Below are 1,148 nucleotides of genomic sequence, written 5' to 3'. Positions count from 1 at the left end.
ATTTTTGCAGCTACTACATTGATGGTTATTGTGGCATCATCGCAATTGGTTGGATTTTGTTTTTCGCATACTCGGTATTGGATGCTATAACTTCCTACTGGGGTATTGGCCGGTACGTTTACTGCTCCTGTTGCTGTATCGAGTTGTGGTACTAATCCTCCTCCTATTGGTGTGGCTGGCACTAATTCGGTAAGGTTTACTTCGGTAAGTTGCATTGGAACTCCGTTCAAGTTGTCATTGGTGATGGCATTGATTACATCTGTCGCACCTACCAATCCATTGATACTTCCTACCAAATCATCATTGGCTTCTATCACTGGTGGGTTTACCGTGATGGTTGCCGTTGCTGTATCACAATTGCTTGGATTTAGTGTTTCACAAATTCTGTACACAATAGTGTAAACTCCGGCTGTGGTACCTGCTGGAACGCTCACGTATCCTGTTGTGGTATTCAGTGTTGGGATAGCTCCTGCATTGATTGAATTTGCAGGCGTAACTACTGTTGTGGTGATTTCAGAGGCTATAACATTGGAGCCGTTTAATACATCATTTTGAGTTACATTAAGAACATCTTGTGCTCCTGTATAACCGTTTGTTACTGCTACTGCATCATTGATGGCATCAATCACTGGAGTGTTGACAACTATTGTGATTTTGGCTGCATCGCAATTCGTTGGATTTAGTTTTTCACAAACCTGATAGCCTATCACATAGGTACCTGCTGGGGTTTTGGCTGGCACACTCACATTTCCAGTGATTAGGTTCAGCGTTGGTACTGGGCCTCCATTGATAGCCACCGGTGGGGTTATTTGTGTGATTTTTATATCCAATGCTTTCATTGGAAGTGCATTCAACTGGTCATTTGTTAAGGCGTTAATTACACTATTGGCACCTGCGTAGCCATTAACATTGGACACCGTATCATTAGTAGCTACAATTTTTGCAGCTATTACCGTAATTAAAATATTCGCTTCATCGCAATTGCTTGAATTGAGTTTTTCACAAATACGATATTTAATAATATAGTTTCCTGCTGGGGTGCCCGCTGGTACGTTTACTTTTCCAGTGTTTATGTCTAATATTGGAACGAGTCCTGCGCTTATTGGCGTAGCTGCTTGGGTTACTGCTATAGTAACTTTTGATACTGT

Annotated in this window: 1 pseudogene; it reads right to left on the bottom strand. The window is 41.7% G+C overall.

From position 1 onward, the window contains the following. Positions 1 to 1,148 (bottom strand): annotated as a pseudogene (locus tag ACSVH9_RS16240) (gliding motility-associated C-terminal domain-containing protein); the annotation flags it as partial.

This window comes from Flavobacterium sp. RSSB_23 (genome assembly GCF_051547145.1).
Classification (GTDB): Bacteria; Bacteroidota; Bacteroidia; order Flavobacteriales; family Flavobacteriaceae; genus Flavobacterium.
The sequence above is the reverse complement of the archived record's forward strand: the minus strand, read 5'-3'. Positions and strand labels throughout refer to the sequence as shown.